The sequence below is a fragment of the Leptolyngbya cf. ectocarpi LEGE 11479 genome, from assembly GCF_015207065.1.
Classification (GTDB): domain Bacteria; phylum Cyanobacteriota; class Cyanobacteriia; order Phormidesmidales; family Phormidesmidaceae; genus Leptothoe; species Leptothoe ectocarpi.
Genome location: NZ_JADEXP010000575.1, coordinates 1 through 2,174, shown reverse-complemented (window position 1 = coordinate 2,174; position 2,174 = coordinate 1). Strand labels below are relative to the sequence as shown.

At 43.7% G+C, this 2,174-nt stretch carries 2 protein-coding genes; one reads left to right on the top strand and one right to left on the bottom strand.

Annotated features, from left to right (window positions below; all coding sequences use genetic code 11):
* Positions 1 to 541: 541 nt before the first annotated feature.
* Positions 542 to 1,051, top strand: a complete 510-nt coding sequence (locus IQ260_RS30060) for a DinB family protein (protein ID WP_228016567.1) — start codon at positions 542 to 544, stop codon at positions 1,049 to 1,051.
* Between the two features lie 376 nt (positions 1,052 to 1,427).
* Here the strand turns inward: IQ260_RS30060 and IQ260_RS30055 are convergent, their stop codons facing one another.
* Positions 1,428 to 1,607, bottom strand: coding sequence for a hypothetical protein (locus IQ260_RS30055; protein ID WP_193996717.1), 180 nt, complete (start codon positions 1,605 to 1,607; stop codon positions 1,428 to 1,430).
* Positions 1,608 to 2,174 lie beyond the last annotated feature (567 nt).

Genomic DNA, 2,174 nt, shown 5'->3' with positions numbered 1-2,174 from the left:
CGGTTTATGAAATATGAGTGGATTGAATTTGATGCTTACGAGAGTTGGGAAAGCTTGGTTCAATATGTCGAAAAAGTCCTCAAAGGGTTTGGGGAAGACTATGTAATTAATTTTGGATAAGTACTTAATTGGACTAGACCTGACTGATCGTGTTCGTTAATAGAATTCGTTAATAGAAGAAGTCTAAATTTGAAGATGATTCTTGAAAACTCAAAGCGTAGTGATAACAATATATATAGACTGAATTAATGTGAGACGTCCCTAATTTATTCTCTCGATTGCCGTCTAACTATCCGGTTGCACCTGATGAAACTAGAGTACTGATGGAACTAGCAAACTGCCTGTCACGAGTGAACCGATACGTTAGGTTGCAAGAAAAGCCACAAACAACTACCGCCCTTGTTTTGGGCAAGTGAATGCTGGATTCTAAATCGAAGCCAGAAAACATACTGACATATTGCAAAGATCGATCAATGTGGGTGATAGGCTAGATGGTTACTAATACGATTCATAAAGGTTGTCAAATTTCTGATCTGGAGTGATGATGTCTGAACACGAACGCTTTCAGTTATTGGCTGAATATAACCAGTGGATGAATATCAAGCTCTATGATGTGTGTTCGAGATTGTCCGAAGAGGAGCTTCGGCTAGATCGAAAAGCCTTTTTTGATTCCATTTACATGACGCTTAACCACATTATGTACGGGGATTTGGCATTTTTATCTCGGTTCACAGGCAATCCAGTGCAGGTTCCTGAGCTAGGTCAAGAGTTGGCTTCTTCATTTACGGCTCTTAGGGTTGAAAGAGAAGCGTTGGATATTCGGATCATAGATTGGGTTTCGGCGCTAGATCCCATTTGGTTGGACGAAAAGCAAACATATCAAAGTAAGGTTGACAGCAAAATTCGCACAGTTCCCCGCTGGGCTTTGGTGACGCATATGTTCAATCATCAAACACACCACAGGGGGCAAGTGACTACTTTGCTCTCACAAATGGGGTTAGATATTGGGAGCACAGACATTCCATTCATGCCTCAGTTTGTTGCCGCCTAACAACCCTGGTGCGGCGGATTAGCAGAAGGGGATGGTATGTTTGCGGAGGTTGTTTGCAACCGCTGACCAGAAATGTTAGGCAGAGTGAAATGAACCCTCGAATTCTACACTCTTGAAGACGATATAGAATATGAGACTCCCACTCCTCATTAACGTGTTGATCTTAACCCTGATCGCGCTAGTGATCAGTTATTGCGGTGGGTCAGAAAGTGAGCCTCCCCTTGCCGAGCCTCGTATCCGTATATCAGGTCCTCCCAACGCCAGGTATACCTACACATTAGAACACTACGGACACTACGGAGATGCAGGAATAGGCCTCATCGGTTCGAATTTTGGAGCACAGTATATACCAGAGTTAGGCATGGTTGAGTAATCGCTAGCTCACTGCCAATCCTAGCGAACGGCCTACAACATTGGCAAAAAAGAAAAGTAAAAAGAAAACCAGAATACTGTTAGGAATTTCTTTACTCATTTCACCAACGCCATACCCTAGCTTTGTCTGAATAGTTAGGGGCGCAATGGATCCTGGGTCACTGATAGTCGGTCGTTGGGCCACGATGTCACGTCCTTCTTAAGGGAAAATTTTATACGATTGAATTCCTCGGAATTATAGACATTCAATCGGCTTCTTTTCCCCTTTCCCCTTTCCTCTTTCCCCTTGTTCATAACCCAAATTCTTAAGCTTGACGACGCCCTATGGTGTTTTCTCGAAAAGGTTATACCGGTTGAAGGCCCCTCTTTGTGGAAGTTATTTGATTGTCCCAGTCGGGCAGAATGGGGTTTCCCAAATCCTGGAAGATAAGACTAAAAGCTTCCCAAATGAGGGCTTAGGGGCCTGAATAGCTGATAGCTGCTTGCCCAGAAATGGTCTAAATAATCCCCCTCGCTCTTAAGTTATTTTTATTAAAAAATATAGAGGACTTTATGAAATCTACAAAACTAAAATCTTTTATAGGGCTACTGACTTGCGGAATGCTGGCCGTGACTATCCTGACAACGGCTGAAGCCATGTATGCAAACCCCCATGTCGACAACCCGTTTACCGGAGCCACTGCCTACCTAAACCCGGACTATACCGAAAAAGTGAACCAACAGGCTGCCCAAACCACCGGCAGATTAGGCG

Bases quoted from the DNA above. Each gene is read 5' to 3' on its own strand.
- IQ260_RS30060 (WP_228016567.1), top strand. From the start codon at position 542: ATGATGTCTGAACACGAACGCTTTCAGTTATTGGCTGAATATAACCAG.